Origin of the sequence: Pseudomonas sp. JL2, from assembly GCF_031570495.1 — a bacterium.
Lineage (GTDB): Bacteria > Pseudomonadota > Gammaproteobacteria > Pseudomonadales > Pseudomonadaceae > Aquipseudomonas > Aquipseudomonas rhizophila.
Window position 1 is genome coordinate 287,801 of sequence record NZ_JAKUDH010000002.1, and the last position, 20,903, is coordinate 308,703.

General features: G+C 61.1%; 14 protein-coding genes. 8 read left to right on the forward strand and 6 right to left on the reverse strand.

Translation table 11 applies throughout. The features are described 5' to 3' along the window. Positions 1–239 precede the first annotated feature (239 nt). Genes MKS85_RS05345 through MKS85_RS05360 form a run of 4 tightly spaced genes read left to right on the forward strand, consistent with a single transcriptional unit; the run spans position 240 to position 3,749 of the window. Positions 240–998 carry an ABC transporter permease gene (locus MKS85_RS05345; RefSeq protein WP_223194354.1) on the forward strand — a complete coding sequence of 253 codons (759 nt, stop codon included), beginning with the start codon at positions 240–242 and terminating at the stop codon, positions 996–998. Positions 999–1,023: 25 nt separating this feature from the next. Beyond that, positions 1,024–1,926 carry a glycine betaine ABC transporter substrate-binding protein gene (locus MKS85_RS05350; RefSeq protein ID WP_188250984.1) on the forward strand — a complete coding sequence of 301 codons (903 nt, stop codon included), beginning with the start codon at positions 1,024–1,026 and terminating at the stop codon, positions 1,924–1,926. 15 nt (positions 1,927–1,941) lie between these two features. Then, on the forward strand, positions 1,942–2,595 hold the full coding sequence (locus tag MKS85_RS05355) for an ABC transporter permease (RefSeq protein WP_139049130.1): 654 nt from the start codon (positions 1,942–1,944) through the stop codon (positions 2,593–2,595). Next, on the forward strand, positions 2,592–3,749 hold the full coding sequence (locus MKS85_RS05360; protein WP_139049129.1) for a betaine/proline/choline family ABC transporter ATP-binding protein: 1,158 nt from the start codon (positions 2,592–2,594) through the stop codon (positions 3,747–3,749). Before MKS85_RS05355 ends, MKS85_RS05360 begins: the two co-directional genes overlap by 4 nt. A 3-nt stretch (positions 3,750–3,752) precedes the next feature. On the opposite strand, the gene MKS85_RS05365 is transcribed toward MKS85_RS05360, so the two are convergent. Further along, positions 3,753–5,324 (reverse strand): hypothetical protein, encoded by a 1,572-nt coding sequence (locus MKS85_RS05365; protein ID WP_188250985.1) that lies wholly within the window; start codon positions 5,322–5,324, stop codon positions 3,753–3,755. A 50-nt stretch (positions 5,325–5,374) separates the two neighbouring features. Further along, entirely contained in the window at positions 5,375–6,820 is a 1,446-nt protein-coding gene (locus MKS85_RS05370; protein ID WP_188250986.1) for a DUF2599 domain-containing protein, read from the reverse strand. A 629-nt stretch (positions 6,821–7,449) separates the two neighbouring features. On the opposite strand from MKS85_RS05370, the gene MKS85_RS05375 reads away from it, so the two are divergent. Then, complete coding sequence (locus MKS85_RS05375) at positions 7,450–8,613, forward strand: type III PLP-dependent enzyme (protein WP_047229038.1); 1,164 nt, start codon at positions 7,450–7,452, stop codon at positions 8,611–8,613. Positions 8,614–8,804: 191 nt separating this feature from the next. Continuing rightward, positions 8,805–11,330: a sulfite reductase flavoprotein subunit alpha gene (locus MKS85_RS05380; protein WP_139049126.1), complete on the forward strand. Its 2,526-nt coding sequence runs from the start codon at positions 8,805–8,807 to the stop codon at positions 11,328–11,330. Positions 11,331–11,469: 139 nt separating this feature from the next. Here MKS85_RS05380 and MKS85_RS05385 read toward each other — a convergent pair whose 3' ends face one another. The 4 genes from MKS85_RS05385 to ptsP all read right to left on the reverse strand — a co-directional run bounded on the left by MKS85_RS05385 (position 11,470) and on the right by ptsP (position 18,774). Further along, positions 11,470–13,011 (reverse strand): alkaline phosphatase, encoded by a 1,542-nt coding sequence (locus MKS85_RS05385; protein ID WP_139049125.1) that lies wholly within the window; start codon positions 13,009–13,011, stop codon positions 11,470–11,472. Between the two features lie 200 nt (positions 13,012–13,211). Continuing rightward, on the reverse strand, positions 13,212–14,954 hold the full coding sequence (locus MKS85_RS05390; RefSeq protein WP_188250988.1) for a PTS fructose-like transporter subunit IIB: 1,743 nt from the start codon (positions 14,952–14,954) through the stop codon (positions 13,212–13,214). 14 nt (positions 14,955–14,968) lie between these two features. Continuing rightward, complete coding sequence (gene pfkB, locus MKS85_RS05395; protein ID WP_188250989.1) at positions 14,969–15,910, reverse strand: 1-phosphofructokinase; 942 nt, start codon at positions 15,908–15,910, stop codon at positions 14,969–14,971. After that, positions 15,910–18,774, reverse strand: coding sequence for a phosphoenolpyruvate--protein phosphotransferase (ptsP, locus tag MKS85_RS05400; RefSeq protein WP_188250990.1), 2,865 nt, complete (start codon positions 18,772–18,774; stop codon positions 15,910–15,912). Before ptsP ends, pfkB begins: the two co-directional genes overlap by 1 nt. Before the next feature lie 289 nt (positions 18,775–19,063). On the opposite strand from ptsP, the gene cra reads away from it, so the two are divergent. Continuing rightward, positions 19,064–20,059, forward strand: a complete 996-nt coding sequence (cra, locus tag MKS85_RS05405) for a catabolite repressor/activator (protein WP_188250991.1) — start codon at positions 19,064–19,066, stop codon at positions 20,057–20,059. A 20-nt stretch (positions 20,060–20,079) separates the two neighbouring features. Then, the gene (locus MKS85_RS05410) at positions 20,080–20,856 is read left to right on the forward strand and encodes a TatD family hydrolase (protein WP_188250992.1); all 777 of its coding nucleotides are present in this window, start codon (positions 20,080–20,082) and stop codon (positions 20,854–20,856) included. Positions 20,857–20,903 lie beyond the last annotated feature (47 nt).

Below are 20,903 nucleotides of genomic sequence, written 5' to 3' on the forward strand. Positions count from 1 at the left end.
CTTGTGCCAGGAACCGAACCATTGGGCACATCCGGGGTGGCCAAATGCCCCCTGACGTGGGAACCTTTCGCCGTGTGAAGACGTCCACCACCCTGATACAGCTGTTCGTCAGGGTCTGCAAAATCAGCAAGTTAGCCTGACGAGGCTGCGCTTATGGCTCAATTTACAGGCCGTTTTACCGGCACTGAACAGAGCTGCTTCTCGCGAACGTTTTCCCGGCAACCTTGACGGTTCGCCGCATGGGAAAGCGCGCGCCGACTGAAATACAAAGGAGTCCGCCTGTGGCTATCCGCTATGGCAAAGGGCTGACAGGGGGCGCGATCGTCGTCGCTCTCCTGGCCCTGCTGGTCTATTGGATCGGTATCGATACGATTGAGCGTTACCACGACGATTTACTGTTTTACCTGCAAGCTCACCTGATGCTCGTTGTGGCGTCCATGTTGGCGGCCCTGATCGTGGGCATCCCCGCCGGCATCGCCCTCAGCCGTCCCGCAATGGTCGGGCGCGCCGAACGCTTCATGCAAGTCTTCAACATCGGCAACACCGTGCCGCCCCTGGCCGTACTGGCCATCGCCCTGGGCTTCCTGGGTATCGGCAGCGGGCCCGCCATCTTCGCCCTGTTCCTCGCCTCGCTGCTGCCCATCGTGCGTAACACCTATGAAGGCCTGAAAAACGTTCAGGGCTCCCTCAAGGAAGCCGCCGTCGGCATCGGCATGACCCCGCGCCAGGTGCTGTGGAAAGTCGAGTTGCCCAACGCCGTGCCGATCATCATCGGTGGCGTGCGGGTGGCACTGGCGATCAACGTCGGCACCGCCCCACTCGCGTTCCTGATCGGCGCCAACAGCCTTGGCAGCCTGATATTCCCCGGCATCGCCTTGAACAATCAGCCGCAACTGCTGCTCGGCGCGGTATGCACCGCCCTGCTGGCGTTGCTGCTCGACGGCCTGGTGACACTGGCCAGCCGCCTCTGGCTGGAACGCGGTCTGCGAGCGGCATAGACCCGGCTGCAATAAAGGAATCGTTATGAAGAAGTTGAGCTTGATACTGGGCTGCGTCCTGCTGTTCGCAGGTTTTGCCCAGGCCGCTGAAAAACCGCTGATTCGCCTCGGCGCCCGAGTGTTCACCGAGCAGACGCTGCTGGCAGAAATCACCGCCCAATACCTACGCGGCAAAGGCTACGACGCGCAAATCACCGGCGGACTTGGCAGCAACCTGGCCCGCAGCGCCCAGGAGAGCGGACAACTGGACCTGCTCTGGGAGTACACCGGCGTGTCGTTGGTGTCCTACAACCACATCACGGAGAAACTCGACAGCGCCCAGTCCTACGCCCGGGTGAAAGAACTCGACGCCAAAAAAGGCCTGACCTGGCTGACGCCGTCGAAATTCAGTAACACCTATGCCCTGGCCTTGCCGGAAAAAATCGCGCAGCAATATCCACAGATCAACACCATCAGCCAATTGAACACCGTGTTACAGGCCGAGGCCGATGAACATCATCTGGTGGCCCTGGACACCGAGTTCGCCAACCGTTCCGACGGGCTGGATGGCATGGTCGAGCTGTACGGCATGAACCTGACCCGCGAGAACATCCGGCAAATGGACGCGGGTCTGGTCTACACCGCCCTGCGCAACGGCCAGGTATTCGCCGGCCTGGTGTACACCACCGACGGACGTCTGAGCGCGTTCAAACTCAAACTGCTGGAAGACGACAAGCAGTACTTCCCGGACTACACCGCCGCGCCCGTGGTGCGCCAGACGACTCTGGATGCAAATCCACAACTGGCCGCGCAGCTCAAACCCCTGGCCGAACTGTTTGACGATGAAACCATGCGCCAGCTCAACGCCCGCGTAGACGTCAACCACGAAAGCCCTTCCGCCGTTGCCGCCGATTTCCTGCGCCAGCATTCCCTGCTCTCAACCCAATGACCTGGAGGAAAAGCCATGGATTTTCTTGACGCCTTTTCCCATCTGGACTGGCCGCTGGTGCTGCACCTGACCTTGCAGCACATCACCCTGGTGGGCATCGCCGTGACCCTGGCGATCGTGGTCGGCGTGCCGCTGGGCATTTTCATGACCCGCTTTCCGGCCCTCGCCGGCCCATTGCAGGCCAGCGCCACGGTACTGCTGACCATTCCGTCGATCGCCTTGTTCGGCCTGCTGCTGCCGGTCTATTCCACGTTCGGCCAAGGCCTGGGGCCGATGCCGGCGATCACCGCGGTGTTCCTCTATTCCCTGCTACCGATCATGCGCAACACCTATCTGGCCCTGACCGGCGTGGAACCGGGCATCCGCGAAGCCGCCCGTGGCATCGGCATGACCTTCGGCCAGCGCCTGCGCATGGTCGAGCTGCCCATCGCCGTACCGGTGATCCTGGCCGGCGTGCGCACCGCCGTGGTCATGAACATCGGTGTCATGACCATCGCCGCCACCATCGGTGCCGGTGGCCTGGGCGTACTCATCCTCGCTTCCATCAGCCGCAGCGACATGTCGATGCTGATCGTCGGCGCCGTGCTGGTCAGTCTCCTGGCCATCTTCGCCGACCTGCTTCTGCAATGGCTGCAACGCTCGCTGACCCCAAAAGGACTCCTCAAATGATCGAACTTCAAAACCTCAGCAAAACCTTCAAAAGCAACGGCAAGGACGTCAAGGCCGTGGACTCGGTGAGCCTGACCGTCAACGAAGGCGAGATCTGCGTGTTCCTCGGGCCATCGGGCTGTGGCAAAAGCACCACGCTGAAGATGATCAACCGCCTGATCGCGCCCACTTCGGGCAAGGTCTTGATCAACGGCGAAGACACCACCGGCCTGGACGAAGTGACCCTGCGTCGCAACATCGGCTATGTGATCCAGCAGATCGGCCTGTTCCCGAACATGACCATCGAGGAAAACATCACTGTGGTCCCGCGCCTGCTGGGCTGGGACAAGCAGAAATGCCACGACCGCGCCCGCGAATTGATGAGCATGATCAAGCTCGAACCCAAGCAGTACCTGCATCGCTACCCCCGTGAACTGTCGGGTGGCCAGCAGCAACGGATCGGCGTGATCCGCGCACTGGCGGCCGATGCGCCACTGCTGCTGATGGACGAACCCTTCGGCGCAGTGGACCCGATCAACCGTGAGATGATCCAGAACGAGTTCTTCGAGATGCAACGGGCGCTGAACAAGACCGTGATCATGGTCAGCCACGACATCGACGAAGCCATCAAGCTGGGCGACAAGATTGCGATCTTCCGCGCCGGCAAGCTGATCCAGTTCGATCACCCCGACACACTGCTGGCGCATCCTGCCGACGAGTTCGTGAGCAACTTTGTCGGCCAGGACAGCACACTCAAGCGCTTGTTGCTGGTCCGCGCTGAAGACGCGGCGGACAATGCGCCATCGGTCAGCCCCGAGACACCGGTGGCCGAGGCGCTGGAGTTGATGGACGAACATGACCGTCGCTACCTGGTGGTGACCTGCGCCGAGAACAAGGCCCTGGGCTTTGTACGACGCCGCGACTTGCACCGTCAGACCGGCGCCTGCTCGCAGTACCTGAGCGAATTCAACGCCACAGCGGCGTACGACGAACACCTGCGGATCCTGTTGTCGCGCATGTACGAGTTCAACCGTTCGTGGCTGCCGGTGATGGATGCCGAGCGGGTATTCCTCGGGGAGGTGACCCAGGAATCGATTGCCGAGTACCTGAGCTCCGGCAAGTCCCGTGGGGGTAAGACCAGTATTGTTTCGCCAGCCGAGACAGCGTTGGCCTGACGTTTATAGCTGGACCCGGAGCACTTGGGAAAACAACCACTGCGGGCTGAGTTTGGTAAACACCGAATAATTGATCAGCACCGTTTTTCCCTTGTGTTTCGAGACCCAGGTCGGGTCAAGCACGAAAGAGTTGGGCTTACCGGCCGTAACCAGCTGATGGGCCGTATCAAGGAGGGTTTCCCCCACGACACGTACGCGCAGGGTCGAGCCCGACGGAGCTGGAGAGTTGACCGTGACTGTCCCCGAGGCATAACTGGGTGCAGGAAGCACCAGCGCCTGGGGATCGATGGTCAGAAACCGCACCCCAGACTCCAGGGTTTCACCGGCACCGCTTTTCTTGATGGTGTAGCTCACCGGTACGGTGAGCCCGATGCTATCGACGACCTCAGTGCGGGGAATCAGCACCTGTTTGTTCGCGGGAAGCTCGCCGTATGCGACCGGCGGACTGCTGTATGGCACCCGGCCTCCCCACCGAACGCTCAAGATATCGGAGGCGGCAATTGCTTCGGTGGGCAATTGCACGATGAGGTACTCATCTCTATAGATATCCTTAGTGTTCAGACGGTCGCCAGAGACTGTGCTGTAAGCCTTGGGAATGGTGGGTGCAGCAAAAGCGGGCATCGGGATAACCGGGGAGATCGCCTGGTCCGCACTCACATATTGGAAACTGAAATGACCTTGTGGGCTGGGAGGCAATGTGACGCGAACGATGGGGATAAAAAGACCGTTGGTGCGCTCATGATATTTTTTTTGGTCGATTCGGGAGGCTTCCAGATCGTTTGAGCCGGTGATCCAGAAAAACGCCTGGATGGGCAGCGCAGCCGGATTTTTTTCTGGCCAGGCTTCGATGCGAAGCTCGTTGTGATTCTTGAAATTAAAATCGGCGCCCCCTGCCTCAAGCTCAACAAGTTTTCTGACTTGCAATCCCGCATTGAAGTTAGCCACGGCTTGCTCATTCAACGCATCGTTGAGCATCCACGCGCAACTGGCAGGATTTCCGTAACTGACCCTTCGAAAATGGGTCAGCCAGGCCCTGGCAGTGAAAATATTCTGTTCATTACAGGGTTTACTCAGGGGATAGACGAACTGAGTAATGCTGTCACGGCAACCGCGGGCGCCCGGTTTGCTGCGATAGATCGTCGCGCCATCGTAGGGAAAATAGCAGATGATCGAGGGCCTTATTTTTCCCTGCGGAGCCCGGAGGGTGGGATAAAAAATATAGCCATGCCGGGCTTCGTTGTTGCCCCATGGCGCACCACCAAACTTGGCGTCGGCCCTCAGGTAGGAAAATGAAACCGCGCCGCTGGTCCTGGAAAATTCGCTATGGTCCCAAGGATCGAAGTTTCCTGCGTTGGTCGTGCGTGCCACGACACCCGTGCATAAAAAAGCCGGTGCCGTGGCAGCGCCACAGTTGACCGCGGTGTCGTAGTAGTTACGGGTCAAGGCGGCTGCGGTTGCTTCTCCTGATTGCACGCTCGTGGCCACGAGCGCTTCGCTAAAGGACAGCGGCAAAACACAAAGATTGCCCAGTAGAATCAACAGCTTTGCTGATTTTTTTAGCGTGAGAGTTGCCATGTTCGTCGCCCTGAGTATCCCGGTCGGGTCAACAGCCTGATCTGACCCTTTCAATGAGGATTACACCGGTTATCACCCGGCAATTTAATAATCACATCATGGGCCACATAGGGACGAGCGGGCTCAAGGCTCCACGTAGGTTTATTCTCGGCGATATCGGGGGAGTCAAGATGGCAGGCCAACTGACGGCGCATGCTGCTGCCCATGTTATCGAAATTCCAGTCCTTGCGATTCGGATCAAGGGCAGCAGCCTTGATCGCCAGCTCGGCCAGCACGACATTGGTTTTCCCTACGCCGGCTTTTCTTCCGCAGGCCGTGGGCGTGACCTTAAGCGATGAAATTTTTCCCAATACGGGTTCTACATAATTGTTATCCCACTCGATCTTTTCTATGTAGTTATCGCAGGAACGACTATCCACCGGGGGTTGAACATGCTGATCGGCGGGATAGTAAGCAAATTTCGCGTCCTCAGCGATCGAGTTCGGAAATTGTATTTTTATGATCGGCTTCCACGTATTGTCTTGCTCTACCCATCGGCGCTGATCATCTCGAGCAAGTTCACGAGACGTAAAAGTCTTTGTAGTTCTGTCAATGTAATCAATACCACTCTCATAAATAAAAGCAGCGATAGGGAGCTCCAGGTACGTGGCTTTTGCTGAGTCGCTGTCACTGGCGACAGGCGCATCAAACTTCACCCGTGCCTGACTGCCCCAGTCCCTTTTCCAGTGTTTATTAGGTGGCCAGGTTTCAATTCGCAGCTCCGACTGGGTATGGATCGCATCGTCCTTTTCCTCAGGATCATTGGCCAAAATTTTTCGTGCTTCGACAAACGTATTGAATGCATCAGCCTTGTTGTAGGTACCGAAGTAGTCTCTCGTGGTATCAAAGCCGCATTGAAACTTGTGCGCTTTCGTGGCTTCAGGGTCTCGGGTTTGACGGTCATAGTGCTCCATCCACGCCTTGGCATTGCTGATGCCCAGCTTCTGGCAATAGTCCTCGACAACGCCGAGGGAGTTCCCGTTCTCCTGATAATCGCCGCAGCCGCTGTTGTTTCGATAATTCGTCCAGGAATCAATAGGAAAGGCACACAATACTTTGATTTTGAATTGCGTCTTTTCATTCACAAAATCATTGGGCACCAAGGCAAAGCCATTGAACCTGAGCATACCCAGCCCATTGTACTCAACATCTTTTCTTAAATATGAAACCGATGTACCTCCGGCCGCTATACCGGTGCCCCCCGCTTCCAGGCTCTGCGATAACGGACTGGGATCCCACGGCAAATAACTCTGTTTACTGGCGATCCCTCGAAGTATCAAGCCAGAGCAATCAGACGCCAACCTGCCACTTCCACAATCCCGTGCGGTCAATCGATACCAGTACTCCATCAATTTGGCCGTATCGGTGCCAGGGCTTGCCTGCAACAGGCTGGAGCCCGATACAAAACCGAGAAACAAAGAAATGTTTAATATCCGTATGACCCGACGCTTGCGCATGACTCTCTCCTAGAGCTTTTCATCGCTCAGCTCAATCAGTTATGCAATCCCGCCTAATAACCTGCGTTCCCGGCATAAACCCAACACCGGTTTTATTCAGCGGCGAGTACAACTGGAGTCTTGAGTATTCGATGATCGCTTCGTCGCGCCCACTGTCGACACTTACAGTTTTTTAGATCTGTTTAAACGATTTCCTCATAACCGGCCGCCAATCAGTCAACAAATGATCTGCCATGAAACGCCCTTCCAAGCTGCCATGTGCAAATGGCCAACCTGGAGGCCTGTGTCGCATTGCCGAGGAACATCTGACTGTCACACAGGTCGGTTACATCAGGAGCTGTCGCGGGCCGCACGACGAATGAGTGCAAAAACGCGACATTTTTTGTTGATCTCAGGCCCCTCACGCCCTAAAGTTCGCGCCGAACGTCCATGCTGGAAACGATCCATCCGGCTCAAGTACTGACGACGAGACAGCAAGGCCAAGGGAATCAAGCATCCCGTGGCCTTTTTGCTTTCGGCGACATGCCTTGGGAAGTAGGCGAACCAAAGTGGGGATACGGAGGACGTTCACGAGGGCTGCTTGCCCTTACACCCATTGATCCTGATGTTTGCCAGTAGGAGTCCCAAGTATGTCGATCCAGGTCGAAGATTATTTCGCGCGCGAGACCTTTCAGAAAATGAAGGCGTTCGCCGACAAGCAGGAAACCCCGTTCGTGGTGATCGACACCGCGATGATCTCCCAGGCCTACGATGACCTGCGCGCAGGTTTCGAATTCGCCAAGGTCTATTACGCCGTCAAGGCCAACCCGGCAGTGGAAATCATCGACCTGCTCAAGGATAAAGGCTCGAACTTCGACATCGCTTCGATCTATGAACTGGATAAAGTCATGAGCCGTGGCGTAGGCCCGGATCAGATCAGCTACGGCAACACCATCAAGAAATCCCGGGACATCCGCTACTTCTACGAGAAGGGCGTACGCCTGTATGCCACCGACTCCGAAGCCGACCTGCGCAACATCGCCAAGGCCGCGCCGGGCTCGAAAGTCTACGTGCGCATTCTTACCGAAGGCTCGACCACCGCTGACTGGCCGCTGTCGCGCAAGTTCGGCTGCCAGACCGACATGGCCATGGACCTGCTGATCCTGGCCCGCGACCTGGGCCTGGTGCCGTACGGCATTTCCTTCCACGTCGGTTCGCAACAGCGTGACATCAGCGTCTGGGACGCGGCCATCGCCAAGGTCAAAGTGATCTTCGAGCGCTTGAAAGAAGAAGACGGCATCGTGTTGAAGCTGATCAACATGGGCGGTGGCTTCCCGGCCAACTACATCACCCGCACCAACAGCCTGGAAACCTACGCAGAGGAAATCATCCGTTTCCTCAAGGAAGACTTCGGCGACGAACTGCCGGAGATCATCCTGGAGCCGGGCCGTTCGCTGATCGCCAACGCCGGCATCCTGGTCAGCGAAGTGGTGCTGGTGGCCCGTAAATCCCGTACCGCCGTCGAGCGCTGGGTGTACACGGACGTGGGCAAGTTCTCCGGCCTGATCGAAACCATGGACGAAGCCATCAAGTTCCCGATCTGGACCGAGAAGAAAGGCGAGATGGAAGAAGTGGTCATCGCCGGCCCTACTTGCGACAGCGCCGACATCATGTACGAAAACTACAAGTACGGTTTACCGCTGAACCTGGCCATCGGTGACCGTCTGTACTGGCTGTCGACCGGTGCCTACACCACCAGCTACAGCGCGGTGGAATTCAATGGCTTCCCGCCGCTGAAGTCGTTCTACGTGTAATTCGCTGGTCGCTGGACCCGAAAGCCCGTGACTGTGTCACGGGCTTTTTTGCAATAGCGCAAAACGCGCCCATCAGCGCAATGCTATTGACTTCAGGCTTGTCTGAATCATGTGGCTTTTATGTGTGTTTATGAATGGTTCTCGATAACATGCGCGCCATGATGAACAGCAATGACTGAAAGGCGAGTGACGTGTTTAAGAAAACCCTGTTCCAGTTGCACTGGTTTTTCGGCATCAGCGCCGGGCTGGTCCTGGCGTTTATGGGCATTACCGGTGCCGCGGTGTCGTTTCAGGACGAAATCCTGCGGGCGTTGAACCCCCAGGTGTTGATGGTCCCGAAACAACCGGAAGGCGTCCTGCCGCCTGCCGAGCTGGTGCAACAGATCGAGGCCGCTTCCGGTAAAACCGTCGCCATGCTTTGGGTCGAGACCGACAGCGGCCACGCCGCACGGGCAATTTTCGCCGCCCCGCCTGGGGAAAAGCGCGGGCCCATGCGCTATTTCAACCCGTACAACGCACAATTCATGGGCGATGTGGTGGGCCAGGATCTCTTCGCTCTGATACTCAGGCTGCATCGCGTCCTGGCCTTGGAGGATGTGGGTCGACAGATTACCGGTGCCTGCACGCTGATCCTGGTGTTTTTCTGCCTGTCCGGGCTGTACCTGCGCTGGCCACGCCAATGGAAAAGCTGGCGTGCCTGGCTGACCCTCGACTGGGCGAAAAAAGGCCGCAGCTTCAACTGGGACCTGCACTCGGTGGCGGGCACCTGGTGCCTGGCGTTCTATCTGCTGGCGGCCCTGACCGGCCTGACCTGGTCCTACGATTGGTACAACAAAGGCGTGACCCACCTGCTCTCCGATTCCCCCGAAGAAGAACGGGTGCGCAACCGCGGCCCAGCGCCGAGCGGCCCGCCGCCGGTGGCCGATTATCGGGCCATGTGGAGCAGCATCTACAGCGCCGCGGGCCCTGGCCTGATCGCCTACAACGTGCGCATGCCGCCGGTGGCCGGGCAACCGGCAACGGTGTTCTACCTGCTGAAAAACTCGCCTCATGACCGGGCGCTGAACCAGCTCATCCTCGACCCGGCCACCGGTGTCATCAGTGGTCACAGCCGCTACAGCGACAAGAGCCTCAAGGCGCAGTTGCTGACCAGCGTCTACGCCTTGCATATCGGCAGCTATTTCGGCCTGATCGGGCGGATCCTGGTGACGGTCGCCGCGCTGACCATGCCGCTGTTCTTCATCACCGGCTGGTTGCTGTACCTGGACCGTCGCCGCAAGAAGCGCCAAATCAAGAATGCCCGCCAGGAGCTGGGTGCCAACCGCAGCGATGCGCCCGCCTGGCTGATCGGGTTCGCCAGCCAGAGCGGTTTCGCCGAGCAACTGGCCTGGCAGACCGCCGGCCAGCTCCAGGCTGCCGGTTTGCCGGTGAAGGTCCAGCCGCTGGCCGGTGTCAGCGAGCAGGAGCTGAGCAATTGCAGCCACGCCTTGTTCGTCGTCAGCACCTTTGGCGACGGCGAAGGACCGGACAGCGCCCGGGGTTTCGAGCGCAACGTGTTGGGTCGGGCCATGAGCCTGGAGCGCCTGCAGTATTCGGTGCTGGGCCTGGGCGATCGGCAATACGAAAACTTCTGCGGCTTCGCCCGACGCCTGCACACCTGGCTGTCGGAGCACGGCGGCAAGACCCTGTTCGCTCCGGTGGAAGTCGACAGTTGCGACCCTTACGCCTTGCGTCACTGGCAACAGCAATTGGCCGAACTGACCGGCCAGGCTCCGCTGGACACTTGGCAGGCGCCCAGTTTCGAGAACTGGACCCTGCACCAGCGCACCTTGCTCAACCCCGAGAGCAGCGGCTCAGGCGTGTATCTGTTGGGCCTCACCGCGCCCGGCCCGAGCAGTTGGCTGGCCGGTGACCTGGTGGAAATCCTGCCGCGCAATGACCTGTCGGCCATCGACCATTTCCTGGAGGGCCTGGGCATCGCCGGCGTTGCTCGCGTGCAGGTCGATGGCTTGCCCCAGCGCCTCGATCAGGCCCTGGCCAACCGCCAACTGCCGGAAAATCGCGCCCATCTGGTGGGCATGCATGCCCAGGCCCTGGTGGATGCCCTGGCGCCACTGGCACTGCGCGAATATTCCATCGCTTCGATTCCCGCCGATGGCCTGCTGGAACTGATTGTGCGCCAGGAACGTCACGCCGACGGCAACCTGGGTATCGGCTCCGGTTGGCTCACCGAACATGCGCCGCTGGGCAGCGCCATCAGCCTGCGGGTACGCCGTAACAGCGGCTTCCATCTGCCGCCTCAAGGCGTGCCCATGATATTGCTGGGTAACGGCACCGGTCTGGCCGGCCTGCGCAGCCTGCTCAAGGCGCGGGTGGCCGAGGGCATGCAGCGCAACTGGCTGCTGTTCGGCGAGCGCCAGCGCGAGCATGATTTCCACTGCCGTGATGAGTTACAGGAATGGGTGACCTCCGGCGATCTGGAACGCCTGGACCTGGCGTTTTCCCGGGATCAGGAACAGAAAATCTACGTCCAGGACCGCCTGCGCGAATCCTCGGCCCTGCTCAAGCAATGGCTGGTCGATGGTGCGGCGATCTATGTCTGCGGCAGCTTGCAGGGCATGGCGTCGGGCGTGGATCAGGTGCTCAACGACGTGCTCGGCGCCGCGGCAGTGGAGCGCTTGATCGAACAGGGCCGGTACCGGCGGGATGTCTACTGACAAGCCACCCGCTAAAACACTGCCCTCTGTGGGAGCGAGCCTGCTCGCGATAGCGGAGTATCAGACGGCACTCTTGTCGACTGACACAGCGCATCGCGAGCAGGCTCGCTCCCACATTGATTGGTGGCGTACTTGAAACTCAGACCGGCTGCAACTTCTTCTCGAACACTGCCACGCCCTCCAGATCCCGCAACACCACGCTCATCTCCCCGCTCGACCCATCGATGTTCACCTCGCCAAAGAACTGGTATCCGGCAAACGGCGACGTGTTCTGCGCCGGGGGCGCTTTCTGGAACACCACTTCGGGACCGAACGTCTTGTCCAGAGGATTAGGCCCGAAGCTGCCGGCATTCAACGGCCCGGCGACAAACTCCCAGAAGGGTTCGAAATCCTGGAACGCGGCCTGTTCCGGGTGGTAATGGTGGGCGGCGCAATAGTGCACGTCAGCGGTGAGCCAGACGTAGTTGCGCACCTGATGCTTGCGTAGGTAGCCGAGCAACTCGGCGATCTCCAGTTCACGGCCCTGGGCCGGCCCCGGATCACCGTTGGCGACCGCTTCCCAGCGCGACACGCCGGGGCTGACTTCGCCGTCGGGCACACCCAGGCCGATGGGCATGTCGGCAGCAATGACTTTCCACTGGGCACGGGACTGCTTCAGTTCGCCCTTGAGCCAGTCCAACTGCTCGCGACCGAGAAAGGGTTTGGCCCCGCCGAGGTTGGCGTCGTTGGCTTCGCGGTAGCTGCGCATGTCCAGCACGAACACATCCAGCATCGGCCCGTAAGCGAGCTTGCGGTAGATCCGCCCGCCGCCGTCGGCCTTCTGCAAGCGCATGGGGGCGTATTCCAGCCAGGCCTGCCGCGCACGGCCCACAAGACTGTGGATATCCTTGGTCTGGTAGCGTTCATCCAGTTGCTTGCCCGGCGACCAGTTGTTGACCACCTCATGATCGTCCCATTGCCAGATCTGCGGCACTTCGGCGTTGAAGCGGCGCACGTTCTCGTCCATCAGGTTGTAGCGGTAGTTGCCACGATACTCGTCCAGGGTCTCGGCGACCTTGCTCTTGGCTTCAGTGGTGAGGTTGCGCCAGATGCGCCCGCCTTCGGTGGTGATCTGCGCCGGCACCGGACCGTCGGCGTAGATGGTGTCGCCGCTGTGGATAAAAAAATCCGGCAGGCGCAAACGCATGGCTTCGTAGATGCGCATGCCGCCAATGTCCGGGTTGATCCCAAAGCCCTGGCCGACGGTGTCGCCGCTCCAGACAAACCGGATGTTGCGCTTGAACTGCGGGACGCTGCGCAGGTGACCGAGCCAGGGCTCACTGGCGACGCCGGTCTGGGCGTCTTCAAAATGCACGCGGTAGAAAATCGCCTGGTCAGGCGGCAGCCCGGTGAGCTCGACCCGAGCGGTAAAATCGCTGCGGCTGTCGACCAGTGGCGAGACGAAACGCCGCGGGTTGGGCAACTGGCTGCGGGTGTCCCATTCCACCACCATCCGGGCCGGGCGGTCGCAGCGGCTCCAGATCATCGCCCGGTCGCCCTGCAAATCGCCAGACTGCACGCCATCGGTGAGCACCGGGCGATCCTTGACTGAGGCAATCACCGCCGGCGCCAGCCCCGGCAACAACAACCCCGCACCCACGGCTTGCATCACACGGCGACGGCCCAGGTCAAATTCGCTCATGGTGTTTCCCCCAAATGGGGAAACTTAAGCATGGCAGTGTTAATCAGGCGTGACAGGGATCTTGTGAACACCCCAAAACCACTGTGGGAGCGAGCCTGCTCGCGATTGCAGAGTATCAGGCAACCCATTGTCGACTGATACACCGCTATCGCGAGCAGGCTCGCTCCCACAGGGAATTTTCATTGTTCAAACTTAAGTGATCAGGCCTTGGCCGGCTCCAACGCCATCTCCACCACTTCCGGCCGCTTGAGCAGCGCATAGGACACCGCCGTCAGCAGGCTCCCCGCCACAATCGCCAGCAAATACAACAACGCATGGTTGATGGCATTGGGGATCAGCATCACGAACAAGCCACCGTGAGGCGCCATCAGTTTGCAGCCGAAGTACATCGACAGCGCACCGGTCAGTGCGCCGCCGGCGATGCTGGCCGGGATCACCCGCAAAGGGTCCTTGGCGGCGAACGGAATCGCCCCTTCGGAGATGAAGCACAGCCCCAGCACCAGCGCCGCTTTACCGGCCTCGCGTTCGGTCTGGGCAAACTTGCGACGGGCGATAAAGGTTGCGATGCCCAGGCCAATCGGCGGCACCATGCCAGCGGCCATGGCCGCCGCCATCGGTGCATAACTTTGCGACGCCAGCAGTCCCACGGAAAACGCATAGGCGGCCTTGTTGATCGGCCCGCCAAGGTCGACACACATCATCGCCCCCAGCAAAACACCCAACAGAATCGCGTTGGTGGTGCCCATGCTGTCGAGGAAATGGGTCAGGCCATCCAGCATGCCCGCCACCGGTTTGCCGACGATGTAGATCATCACCAGACCGGTAAACAGGCTCGCCAGCAACGGGATGATCAGGATCGGCTTGAGCGCTTCCAGGCTCTGGGGCAGGCGCGCGTAGCGGTTGATCGCCTTGGCCGCGTAACCGGCCAGGAAACCGGCGATGATCCCGCCGATGAACCCCGCGCCCAAGGTGCTTGCGAGCATCCCGCCGATCATGCCGGGCGCCAGGCCGGGACGGTCGGCGATGGAATAGGCGATGTAGCCGGCCAGCAACGGCACCATCAGTTTGAACGCGGTGTCACCGCCGATCTGCATCAGCGCCGCCGCCAGCGTGCCGGGCTCCTTGAACGCGGTAATGCCAAACACGAACGACAAGGCGATCAACAGACCACCGGCCACCACCATCGGCAACATGAACGACACGCCGGTCAGCAGGTGCTTATAGACGCCGGTCTTCTCCGATTTTGCCGCAGCGCCGGCACCGACCGACGCGCTTTCCTGGCGGCCTTCGGCAAGCGCCTTGTTCAGCGTGGCTTCAGCCTGCTTCAAGGCGATGCCAGTGCCGCAGCGATAGATCTTCTTGCCGGCAAAACGCTCGGTGGCGACTTCGATGTCGGTGGCCAGCAGCACCACGTCGGCCTCGGCGATGGCCTCGGGGCTCAACGGATTGCGGGCGCCCACCGAGCCCTGGGTTTCCACTTGCAAGTCGTAACCGAGCTTCTTCGCTGCCTGCTGCAACGCCTCGGCGGCCATGAAGGTATGGGCCACGCCGGTTGGGCAAGCAGTGATGGCGACCAGACGCGGAGCCCGCTCAGCCGAAACCGCAGGTGCCTCTTCCAGCACATCCGACTCGACAAAAACCTTGGCCTCTTCGGCGCCGCGACGCAGCACCGAATCGACATCCTGCAGGGCCTGGGCCGGGGTGCTGCGGAACAGACGTTTGCCGACGAACCGCGACATATCCACCGGGCCGCTGGCTACCAGCAACACCCACTCGGCCGCTTCCAGGGTCGCCGCCGATAATTGGCGCTCCGGATGGGCCGCGTCATGGACTTCCACGCTGGTGCTCCAACCCTGGCGCTGGGCCGCCGCGTCCAGCAGGCGGGCGCACAACACACTGGTGACCATGCCGTTCGGGCAGGCCGTCACAATGGCTAATTTCATTCTTGCGAACCCTCTTATTGTTCGGTCAGGGGGCGCACGCGCACGCCCTGTTCAAGCGACGCCAGCAACGCGCTGTCATGGATGCCAAAACCGATCTGCGTCACGGCCATGGCGGCGATGGCCGTGGCGGTGCGCAGGGTCTGTTGCGGCGTGTCGGCGCTGAGCAGGCCATGCAGCATGCCGGCCAGCAGCGAATCGCCGGCCCCCACGGTACTGGCGACAGTGACGCTGGGCGGCGAGGCATGCAGCGCCGAACCGACACTGAACCAGTTCACGCCGTCGGCACCGTGGGAAATCACCACATGCTCAATGCCTTGGGCGTGCAATCGTTGCGCCGCTTCCGCCTGGGCAAATTCGCTCACCACGTCGCAACCCAGCGCATCGGCCAGTTCCTCGGTGTTTGGCTTGATCAGCCACGGCCCCGCCGCGAGGGCGACGCGCAAGGCTTCGCCGCTGGTGTCGAGGGCCACGTTCAAGCCCAGTGCCTTCAAGCGAATGATCAGCGCCTGCAACCATTGCGGGCTGACGCCCCGGGGCAGGCTGCCCGCCACTACCACGGCATCGTGGCCCGGGGCGATGTGTTCCAGTCGCTCAAGCAGCGCTTGCTGCGCGGCGTCGTCAACTACCGGGCCTGGACCGTTGAGGTCGGTGATGCGTCCGTCCTGCTCGGCCAGCTTGATGTTGCTGCGGGTCTCCCCTGGGACGCGAATAAAGGCGTCGACAAAACCGCGCTGGGCGAACAGCGTTTCGAATGCCTGGGCGTTGTCTTCACCGAGAAAGCCGCTGACAGTCACGGTGTGGCCGAGGTCAGCCAGCACCTGGGCCACGTTCACGCCCTTGCCGGCGGCGTGGCTGTGCATGGCATCGCTGCGGTTGACCTGACCGGGTTCCAGGCGCGCCAGTTCCACCGTGAGGTCGAGCGCCGGGTTGAGGGTCAGGGTAAGGATCTTGGCCATTACAGCGCCTCCACTAATGCGCGCACGTCATTGGCGCTGCCCACGGCCAAGGCCTCTTGGGCGAGGATTTTTACCTGCGCCAGGCTCACTTCGCGTACCCGCGCCTTGACCTCGGCAATGCTGCGTGCCGAAACACTCAGCTCGTCTACGCCCAGGCCCACCAGCACCGGCACCGCCAAAGGGTCGGCCGCCAGCTCACCGCACACGCCGACCCACTTGCCATGCGCATGGGCGGCACGCACGGTGATGTCGATCAGTTGCAGCACCGCCGGGTGCAGGCCGTCAGCCTGAGCCGAAAGGGTTGGATGACCGCGGTCAATGGCCAGGGTGTATTGCGTCAGGTCGTTGGTGCCGACACTGAAGAAGTCGACTTCCTTGGCCAGCACCGGCGCCAGCAGTGCCGCGGACGGCACCTCGATCATGATCCCCAGTTGCAGGTCCGCCACCGGGATCTCCAGGCGCAGGCGCTCGGTCATGTCCCGGGCCTGACGCCACTCATCGACGCTGCCCACCATCGGGAACATGATCCGCAACGGACGGTTGTCGGCAGAACGCAACAAGGCGCGCAATTGCGCTTCCATGACCTGCGGACGTTGCAAGGTCAGGCGAATGCCTCGCACGCCGAGAAACGGGTTTTCCTCTTTCGCGATCGGCCAGTACGGCAGCGGTTTGTCGCCGCCCACATCGAGGGTACGCACCACCAGCGGTCGCCCGGCCAGGCCATCGAGCACCTTGCGGTATTCGGCTTCCTGAGTCGCTTCATCGGGAGCCTGGGTATGAGCCATGAAAATCAGTTCGGTGCGCAACAGGCCAATGCCTTCGGCGCCCTGCTCCACCGCACTGGTGACCCCGGCGCTCTCGCCGATGTTGGCGAACACTTCCACGGCATGACCGTCACGGGTCAGCGCCGGTTGATGACGTTGTTCGGCAGCGACCTTGAGACGTTGCTCGCGGGTGTCGCGCTCCTCGGTGGCCCGTTGCAGCGTGGGGGCGTCGGGGTCCACGTGCAGGCGACCACGCTGGCCGTCCAACAACAGTGAAGTGCCCGGCGCCAGCAGCAGCACCGCCGCACCGGCCCCCACCAGCGCCGGGATACCCAGGGCTCGGGCGACAATGGCGCTGTGGGCGGTGGCGCCGCCGCGCGCGGTGAGAATCCCCGCTACGCGGGCGGGATCCAGACGGGCGACGTCGGACGGGCCAACCTCGTCCATCACCAGAATGTAAGGTTGCTCGGGTTCGCTCGGGGTTTCGACGCCGCACAATTGCGCCAGCACACGCCGACCGACGTCCCGCAGGTCGGCGGCACGTTCGGCGAGCAGTGCGTCCTGCAGCGCTTCCTGTTCTTTGGCAGCCGCTTCGATCACGCCCATCCACGCCGCTTGCGCACTCTCGCCCAGCTTCAATCGAGTGTCGACTTCGTCGGTCAGCGCCGGGTCATCGAGCATTTCCTGATGGGTGATAAAGATTTCGCGGATGGCCTTGGCCTTGGCGCGTTCGACCAGACCTTCGATGTCGCGGCGCACTTGGTTCAAGGCGTTTTGCAAGCGCTCACGCTCGATCGCCGCTGATTCGCCGCGCAATGGATACTCGAAGGCCTGCAACACCTGGATGTGGGCCGGGCCGATGGCAATGCCCGGAGCGGCGGCAACGGCCTGGATCAAGCTACCGGATTCGGGCGCCAGCACGACGGTAGCAACCTCGGCCATGGTGGTTTGCTGAGGCGCACTCGGTGGTGGCAGCGGCTCGACTTCTTCGCCAAGGCCCTCTTCGATGGCGGCCAGCAGCGCCGGCAAGGCGTCAGCGGCGATGCTCGGTTCGGCGATGAACTCCAGGACCTGGCCGCGACGAGCGCCCAGGCTCAGCAATTTGCTCAGGCTCTTGACCGACACGGCGCTGTCCTGGCCGTCGACGATGCGCACGCGGATCTCGCCTTCGAAGCTTTTCGCCAGTTGCGCGAGGATCTTCGCCGGACGCGCGTGCAAACCATGGGCATTGGCCAGGCCGATGCGGGCGCTGGGCCAATCGGCGGGCAGTTCGCCGCCCAACACTTCCAGCACCTTGCGGCTGCTGGTGGCGCGCCCCAGTTCATGACCGCGACCTTCGATCAACAACGCACAGAGCCTTTCGAGCAAAGCCTGGTGAGCCTCGCCGAGGCTGGCGAGACAGAACAGACCGCTCAAGGGCTGACCGAGGTAACGGATGGGCTTGTCCGGCGTGACGAAGGCCAGGCCCGGACGCTTGACGGTCTGTTCGCTGTGCAGCCACCACAGGCCATCGCCCAATGGCAGCGCCTCGACCTGCTGCAACACCCCAGCAAAGCCGTTGCTCACACAGTCGGCCTGGCGCAGCAGACGGGCACCGCGCCAGACCAGCTCTTCGAAATCGTCGGCCGACACGCCGAGGCCGATCATCTGCGCATCCAAGGCCAGTTCCTGTGGCGCGCCTTGCAGAAGCTTCAACAGCGCTTCGGCCGAACCTGCGCGGCGCAGGGCCTGGCCCAGGTCGGTCTCGCCGAGGGCGCGGGTCAGCAGTTGCAAAAGACGCAAGTGTTCGTCGGACTTGGCCGCGATACCGATCGCCAGGTAAACGATCTGACCGTCCCCCCAGTCCACACCGTCGGGGAACTGCAACAGACGCACACCGGTGGAGTACACAAGATCGCGGGTTTGCGGGGTGCCGTGGGGGATGGCAATACCTTGGCCAAGAAAGGTCGAGCCCTGGGCCTCGCGAGCCTGCAAGCCGGCCAGGTAACCCTCGGCTACAAGGCCATCGGCCACCAGTTTGTCAGCGAGCAATTGCAGCGCGGCGTCTTTATCCACAGCCGTCTGGGCCATGGATATCTGCTCTAGAGTGAGCTCGAGCATGCTTTCTCCTTTTTGGCGTCGGGTTGGCGCCAGGTATTGTTTTGAATGAATCAGCTTAGCGTTACAGGACGGCTTTTGGCGCTATCGCGGCAGACGGGCCAAAAAATCCTGCTAACCTTGAAAATACGCCTGCTGAAACGTTTAATCTAGAAAGATTGGCACGTTACTCGATAATCTCTCATCCTTGAAGTGCAACTTGTCGCCGCCGTCGCGACAGTAACCGTCGTCCTGAATCGGGTAGGATGCCCCTCATTGTCGGGGCAAACTCGAAAAAACAAGGAAAACCGGGTTGAAACTCAGTGATATCGCCCAGTTGGCCGGTGTGTCCGTGACCACCGCCAGCTATGTCATCAATGGCAAGGCCGAACAGCAACGCATCAGCAGCGCCACCGTCGAACGCGTACGCGCCGTGGTCGAGGAGCATGGCTTCACGCCCAACCCCCAGGCTGCCGGGTTGCGCAGCCGGCATACGCGCACGCTGGGTTTCATCCTGCCGGACCTGGAAAACCCCAGTTACGCCCGCATCGCTAAACTGCTGGAACAGGGTGCCCGAGCGCGGGGCTATCAATTGCTGATCGCCAGCTCCGACGATGCGCCCGAGAGCGAACGGCAACTGTTGCAACTGTTCCGCGCCCGGCGCTGCGATGCGCTGATCGTCGCCAGTTGCCTGCCTGCCGGGGACGACAGTTATCGCCAGTTACAGGCTAAAGGTATCCCGATCATCGCCATCGACCGGGTGATGGAGCCTGCGCACTTCTGCTCGGTGATCAGCGATGACCGCCAGGCCAGCCTGCAACTGACCCGTAGCCTGCTGGAAACCAATCCCCGCCAGATCGCGCTGATCAGCGCCCGGCCCGAATTGAGCATCAGCCAGGAACGCACCGCCGGTTTCAACGAAGCCCTGGCCGGGTTCGAAGGCCAGGTGCTGATCGAGCACGGCGAGTCGTTCAGCCGTGAATGCGGTCGCCAGTTGATGGACGAATTGCTCGCGCGACTGGGGCACCTGCCTGATGCGTTGATCACCACCTCCTATGTGCTGCTGCAAGGGGTGTTCGACGCCCTGCACGACTTCCCGCTCAAGTCGCGCCCACTACGGTTGGGCACCTTTGGTGATACGCAACTGCTGGACTTCCTGCCGCTGCCGGTCAACGCCATGTCCCAGCAGCACCAACTGATCGCCGACAAAGCCCTGGCGCTGGCCCTGGCCGCCATCGAAAACGATGATTACCAACCCGGTGTGCAGGCCATCCCACGCACGTTCAAGCAGCGCATTCATCACGGCTGAGTATTCTTCAGGATTGAAGCATGGAACTGATCGATACCCACACCCATCTGGATTTCCCCGACTTCGATGCGGATCGCCCGGCGCTGCTGGCCGAAAGCCGCGCCTTGGGCGTGCGGCAGATGGTGGTGCTGGGGGTGTATCGGGATAACTGGCAACGGGTGTGGGATCTGGTGCAAAGCGACCCGGACCTGCACGCCGCGCTGGGCCTGCATCCGGTGTATCTCGATCAGCATCGCCCCGATGATCTGGGGCAATTGTGCCAATGGCTGATCCGCCTGGCGGGGCATCGGCAGTTGTGCGCGGTGGGGGAAATCGGTCTGGACTACTTCATCCAAACCCTGGACCGGGAGCGCCAGCAGGCATTGTTCGAGGCGCAACTGCAACTGGCGGCGCAATTCCAATTGCCGGCGCTGATCCACGTGCGCCGCAGCCACGCCGCCGTGATCGCCACCCTCAAGCGCATTGACCTCAAGCGCGGGGGGATTATCCACGCCTTCGCCGGCAGTTTTGAGGAGGCTCGCGAGTACATCAAGCTCGGCTTCAAGCTCGGCCTTGGTGGCGCCGCCACTTGGCCTCAGGCCCTGCGCATGCATCGGGTACTGGCAAAACTGCCGCTGGACGCGGTGGTGCTGGAAACCGATTCGCCGGACATGGCCCCGGCGATGTTTCCCGGCCAACGCAACAGCCCGGCACATTTACCGGCCATTTGTGAAGCACTGGCTGGGATCATGGCGATCAGCCCTGATCAGTTGGCAGAGGCCAGCACGGCCAACGCCCGCCAATTGTTCAATTGGTGACCCCCTGTGGGAGCAGGCTCGCTCCCACATTGGATCGGTGGTGAGCA